Raw genomic sequence first — 6079 nt, 5'->3', positions numbered from 1 at the left:
TGGTTCCACCTCAATTTATTAATACCTCACGATATTAATCTCACCAAGTACGCTAATTATATAGTACATACTCTTGCTAGATAACGGTTGCATTCCGTAGCCACCTACTTGATTCAGCGCTCCACTCAAGGATGAGTTCAATAAACTACTAACAACTCTTTTCACCAGCCAGAATCTCTCTATGCTTAGTAAATTTATCTACTAGTTCCTATCAAAGTATTTAAGTTATGTTACTGAATATGATAGCCCGTTATTTTGTCGAAGTCAACCTTTTTTCATAAATTTTACAGACAATAATTTATTGCGTTAATAATTAATTATTTCACAAATATATTTATTCAAAATATGTATCTTGGATTTTATGTTTTCTGTTATATCTAGTTAAATCTACAAAACTTAACAATCAGCATATCTCTTTTGGAGGGTAATATATGCTTGTTTTGAAAAAGCAAATGTTTTTATAATTTCATTATTTGGATATAATAAAACAAATTCAAGCTTATCATTCAAAAACAGATCATATGTAACTTTATTTGTTATTGAAGCACGTATTTTATGTTTCATAGCATCAATTATTCGATCATCTAAACCATTTTCAATAATAATTATTTTTTCTTTTAACTCTGTAAGCTCTTTAATAAAACGAACTTGATAGTCTTTAAACTCTAATTTACTTTTTCTTAATAATTTATCTCCATCATGGCTTAGTACTATTACATATTTCAATTTGTCATCATAATATATACACTCATATGAAATTCTTTGATAATGTCCACAATGGGGACAGCGATATAAAAATAATTCATCTTCAAAAATGCTATTCCTTGCTTCTAAATCTCTTCCATTAATAATTGGATATATTTTCTTTTCCCCATTTTCTAAACAATGAACACATGTAATTTCTAGTTTAATATTAGTCATAATAAACTTCTCCTTCTTTAATATCTTTTACTTATTTTACTAAAACATTAAATTATTACTATCAATTACCCTATAGTTCATCTTAAGAATATGCAAAGATTTTTCAGTATACTTAAGAGTATTTTTATATCTTAATATGATACAATATCAATGGTGATAAAAAATGAAAAAAACAATACTAAAAAAATCATTTAAAATAAATTGTGCCTTATTATTACTTCTATTTAGTACATTAGGATTATTTTATTTTCTTAACAAAGAGCCTACCACTACTAAATCAGCAAACAAAACTTTTAATAAACAAACAGAAAAAATAGTCAACGCCTCATTCATTGGTGATTTATTATACGAACAGCCATATTATGACTGGATTGGACCTAGTTATAACGATAAAGGATACTATGATCTAGTTAAACCATACTTTTTAAACGATGATTTAACACTAGCAAATATGGAAGTTCCTATTGGCGGTAGTGAGTTAAAAGTATCTGGCACCGGCTATAGTTTTAATGCTCCTAATGAAATTGGAAAACACGTAATCAATATGGGAGTTGATGCTGTAAATCTTGCAAATAACCATGCTAATGATGCAGGTATTAAAGGACGCATCAATACGCTTAATTTCTTTAAACAACATAACATTTTAACTACCGGGGTTTATGAATCAAAAGATGCCCGCCAACAAATACCTACTAAATCCATTAATAATATTACTTTTAGTTTTTTAGGCTATACATATAAAACCAATAAACCTGATTATCAAAATCAAGATTTGATTGGTTATTATCGTAATCTAGACACTATGACCTTAGATAATGAACATAAACAAATAATTAAAGATGAGGTCGAACATGCTAAACAGCTTAGTGATGTAGTCATTGTTAGTGTCCACTGGGGTAATGAATTTACTTATACAGTTAACAATGAGCAAAAAGAACTTGCTAATTATTTAAATGAACTAGGCGTTAATGTTATTATTGGTCATCATTCTCATTGTATCCAACCAATTGAGTGGATAGAAAATAAAAATTATAAAACCCTTGTTGTTTATTCTCTTGGATCATTTATATCTGCAGATAATGAAGTCACACGCGCCAGTCAAGAATTTGCTAATGCTTATAATATTTCTATGATCTTACAGATGAATTTTGTAAAAACAAATAATACTGTATCAATAAAAAATATTAATTCTATCCCCATTATCAATTACTATGATCAAAACCTTAATAATTTTAAACTTGTTCCTCTTGATCAATATACCCAAAATTTGGAAACAACACACAATCGTTACTCTAAAGGTTTAACCAAAGATTTTGTTATTAATAGTTTTAATAATGTAATTGATCAACAATTCATAGTTAATTAGAAGTATATGCATTACACTTCTTTTTATGTATTGATATTTTTCAAATCATATATATAAATAGTGAAAATAAAAGGCCGAAAAAACCTTAAAAGGAATCTTCGACATAAATTATTATTTTATAAAATACTTTTTATCTTTGCATAGCTAGTAAAATTAACCTATCTAATAATTCACTATAATTAATACCAAAGTCATTCATTAATTGTGGATACATAGATATTTTTGTAAAGCCGGGAATCGTATTAATTTCATTTAAATAAATTTGATTAGTGTTTTTATCTAGAAAAAAATCAACTCGGCTAAAGCCATGACCATCAATTGCTTTAAATACTTTAACTGCATATTCTCTAATTTGTTCCTGGATAGCTTCATCAACTAAAGCAGGAATACAGGTCTTACTTTCTTCATCTTCATACTTTGATTCAAAAGTATAAAATTCCCCATGAGGCATAATTTGTCCTACCCGTGATACAATTACATCATCATTACCCAGTACTGCAGTCTCCAATTCAATACAATCAATACACTCTTCAACTACAATATGACGATCATATTTTGCTGCTTCATTTAATTTATCTATTAATTCATTAGAATTATCACACCGATAACACCCTACACTTGATCCAGAACGGCTAGCTTTAATAAAACAAGGCATTCCTAATTCCTCTACAATATAACTTTCAACTGTTTCAATTTCATCAAAAGCATTATTTACTACAACTAATTTATCATCATAGCGTTTTTTTACATAAACTGATTTAACTTGAGGAATACCAACTGTATCTAAGATTTTTTTTGTATATACCTTATCCATTGCAACACTCGATCCCATCACCCGACATCCGACATAAGGGAGTTTTGCTAATTCAAACAACCCTTGAATAGCTCCATCTTCACCATATAAACCATGAAGCACTGGAAAAGCTACATCATGATCACATAAAAGTCCATAAACATCAGCTACTGGTTTACTATTTTCTAACCATGTATCTTGAGCTAGATCTGTCTGAGTTTTATCTAGAAAATACCATTTTCCATCTAAATCAATTCCAATTAATGTAATATCATACTTATTAACATCTAAATTATTTAATACTGATGTACAAGACATTCTTGAAACAATATGTTCACTAGATTGTCCACCACATAAAACTAATAACTTTTGTTTCATGAAAATTTCTCCTTTAATTGAGTAACAACATCTTTAAGTTTCATTCCATTTGATCCTTTCAATAAAACCACATCATTACTACATAAATTATTTCTTAAATAATTTATCACTTCTTCATTATCTTTACAATAATAAATGTTATCCATTCCTGCATCTTTTGCTCCAGCAGCAATATATCCGGCCTCATTACCAACAGCTATTAAAAAATCAATCTTTTTATCAGCCACATGTTTACCAACACTACGATGTAATTGCTCACTAAACTCACCCAACTCTAACATATCAGCTAAAACTGCTACTTTCCTTTTTGAATAGGTCGCTAAAACATCTAAGCTTGATTTCATAGAATCCTCACTAGCATTATATGTTCCATCAATTAAAGTAATGTTATCTTTTAATTCAATAACATCCATTCTGTTTTTCGTTAACTGAAATTCATTAATTCCCTGAATACATTTGTCTATGCTTATATTTAATTTAATCCCAATAGCAATAGCAATTAAAGCATTTAAAACAAAATGTTTACCAGGTACAGGTACTACAACTTTATACTCTTTATCTAAATAACATAAATTAAAAATACTCTTATCATCATTCAAAACTACATCAAATGCTTTTAAATCGCCATCATTATCAATTGCCACTTTAACAATATTTAAATCATCTAGATTAACTGTTGAAAGCATATCATTATCATTGTTAATAATTAAAGTACTTCCTTTTTCCATCCCAGCAGCTATTTCTAATTTTGCTCTTAAAATATTTTCCCGGTTACCTAACTCACCAATATGTGCGGTTCCAACATTTGTTATTGCACTAATATCAGGATATGCAATGAGTGATAATTCCTCCATCTCTTTAAGATGATTCATACCCATTTCCAAAACCATAACCTCTTCATCTTTTAATCGTAAAATAGTTAATGGTAATCCTATATTATTATTGTAATTACCTTCTGTTTTTAACACTTGATATTCTTGCTTAACAACACTATAAATCATATCCTTAGTGCTTGTCTTTCCAACACTTCCTGTTATTCCAACAACTTTAACATTACGATGTTTTCTTAAATAACGTGCCATATCTTGTAAAGCTGTTAAAGTATCTTTGACCTTTATAACTACTCGATCATTTCTATTAATATCCCGTTCTGTAATTATTGCACTAGCACCATTTTCAAATGCACTATCTATAAAATCATGCCCATCAAAACGCTCTCCAATAAGCGGAATATACATCATCCCAACTTTAACATTTCTACTATCCTGACTAAATCCAGCAATTTCAAAATTCTCATCACCGCTTAATAAAATACCATTAGTAGCAGCTATTATTTCTTTTATCTTCATTTTATCACCTAGATTTCTTCACCAACAATCGCTGGTGTATCATTACTTTCTAATATATGTCTCTTTCCATCTAAACCAACAACCTCATATCCAATGTTTTGTTCTTGAGATGTTAAAGCCAGAACTAATAGTTTATCCCCAATTACTTCAAAAGTTAATTCACCAGTCGCTTCTATTGTATAAAGTTTCTTTACCTTTTCCCCCTTAAGATCCATTGTATAAATGACATTTTCATCATGAACAACTATATGATCATCAACAATATTAATCATTTTTAAATTAGCATTTTCATATATATCTTGATGTTCTCCATTTAAGTCACATCTAACTACTCCTTTATCATTAATATAATAAAGATTCTCACCATCATAAGTATATATATGTGTGTTACTAGCTAATGCTTTACGATCACTACCATCAAGAGCAATAGAAATTAATTCAGATTCTTTATTAATATAAAATATCCTTTGTTTCTTTTCATCAATAATTAAACTGTATGAAACTTCATCATTTATTTTTTTATCCTCATTTTTAGTCAAATCTAAACAATGAATCGACTCATTATCACTATCTTTTTGATAATAAACTTTTTCACCCAAATTATGAACATAATATACATTTGTTAATAATATATCCTCTTTTTTCGTTATTTTCTCTACTCGAAGATAATCATTGTTTTCATCAAGAAAATAATAATACTTATCATCCTCACTAAAAGATGTTAAATATTGATCAAAAACAAGTTCACGATTGTTAAGATCTTTATCATAAACCAACATTTCACGATTCATCATAATATATGCTTTATCTTTATTTACATAACTAATTCCCATCATATTGTTATTAGTTGCTTGTGCAAATTGATTTGTCTGTCCTTTTATTGTTATAGAACTATTATTATATGCCTTTTCACTTTGTTTATTTGAATCTGTAACTTCAATTGGATTTTTATCTAAATAACCATTCATAATAGTACTTACAATTAACAAAACTATTGCAATAGACCATATAATTGGACTTTTCCAATAATTTTTCTTTTCTTCTTTTACAATTTCAGTTCCTTGATCATATGCTGTCTTTTCTACATCTATAATTTCATCTTTAGATACTTCATCTTCTTGAATCACACCACATACTGGACAATAATTTTCATGCTCCAATAATCTTGCTCCACAATTTTTACATCTTCTAATCTCTTCCATTTTTTTCACCTACTTTTTTAATGCCTTTATTCTATCATATTGTGTACATAAAAAAAAGTAGACTTATTTA

5 protein-coding genes and 1 other annotated feature are annotated in these 6079 nt (G+C 28.1%); of the genes, 1 reads left to right on the top strand and 4 read right to left on the bottom strand.

Going from position 1 to position 6079, the window contains the following annotated elements; translation table 11 throughout:
* Window positions 1-224, bottom strand: a binding site (T-box leader). This feature is flagged as partial in the annotation.
* A 172-nt stretch (window positions 225-396) separates the two neighbouring features.
* Window positions 397-921, bottom strand: a complete 525-nt coding sequence (locus ACLR9T_RS07650; RefSeq protein ID WP_413108950.1) for a CpXC domain-containing protein — start codon at window positions 919-921, stop codon at window positions 397-399.
* 163 nt (window positions 922-1084) lie between these two features.
* On the opposite strand from ACLR9T_RS07650, the gene ACLR9T_RS07645 reads away from it, so the two are divergent.
* On the top strand, window positions 1085-2287 hold the full coding sequence (locus ACLR9T_RS07645; RefSeq protein ID WP_413108949.1) for a CapA family protein: 1203 nt from the start codon (window positions 1085-1087) through the stop codon (window positions 2285-2287).
* A 130-nt stretch (window positions 2288-2417) separates the two neighbouring features.
* Here ACLR9T_RS07645 and ACLR9T_RS07640 read toward each other — a convergent pair whose 3' ends face one another.
* From ACLR9T_RS07640 to ACLR9T_RS07630, 3 genes are read right to left on the bottom strand one after another with little or no spacing between them, the layout of a single operon-like run.
* The gene (locus ACLR9T_RS07640; RefSeq protein ID WP_413108948.1) at window positions 2418-3458 is read right to left on the bottom strand and encodes a D-alanine--D-alanine ligase family protein; all 1041 of its coding nucleotides are present in this window, start codon (window positions 3456-3458) and stop codon (window positions 2418-2420) included.
* Window positions 3455-4807 (bottom strand): UDP-N-acetylmuramoyl-tripeptide--D-alanyl-D-alanine ligase, encoded by a 1353-nt coding sequence (locus ACLR9T_RS07635; RefSeq protein ID WP_413108947.1) that lies wholly within the window; start codon window positions 4805-4807, stop codon window positions 3455-3457. The genes ACLR9T_RS07640 and ACLR9T_RS07635 overlap by 4 nt, the downstream gene beginning before the upstream one ends.
* A gap of 8 nt (window positions 4808-4815) precedes the next feature.
* Window positions 4816-6009: a DUF5050 domain-containing protein gene (locus tag ACLR9T_RS07630; RefSeq protein WP_413108946.1), complete on the bottom strand. Its 1194-nt coding sequence runs from the start codon at window positions 6007-6009 to the stop codon at window positions 4816-4818.
* Window positions 6010-6079: the final 70 nt, after the last annotated feature.

The organism is Thomasclavelia sp., assembly GCF_047249845.1.
Lineage (GTDB): Bacteria > Bacillota_I > Bacilli_A > Erysipelotrichales > Coprobacillaceae > Thomasclavelia.
This window is presented reverse-complemented; position numbering and strand designations above follow the sequence as displayed.

Bases quoted from the DNA above. Each gene is read 5' to 3' on its own strand.
- ACLR9T_RS07650 (WP_413108950.1), bottom strand. From the start codon at position 921: ATGACTAATATTAAACTAGAAATTACATGTGTTCATTGTTTAGAAAAT.
- ACLR9T_RS07645 (WP_413108949.1), top strand. From the start codon at position 1,085: ATGAAAAAAACAATACTAAAAAAATCATTTAAAATAAATTGTGCCTTA.
- ACLR9T_RS07640 (WP_413108948.1), bottom strand. From the start codon at position 3,458: ATGAAACAAAAGTTATTAGTTTTATGTGGTGGACAATCTAGTGAACAT.
- ACLR9T_RS07635 (WP_413108947.1), bottom strand. From the start codon at position 4,807: ATGAAGATAAAAGAAATAATAGCTGCTACTAATGGTATTTTATTAAGC.
- ACLR9T_RS07630 (WP_413108946.1), bottom strand. From the start codon at position 6,009: ATGGAAGAGATTAGAAGATGTAAAAATTGTGGAGCAAGATTATTGGAG.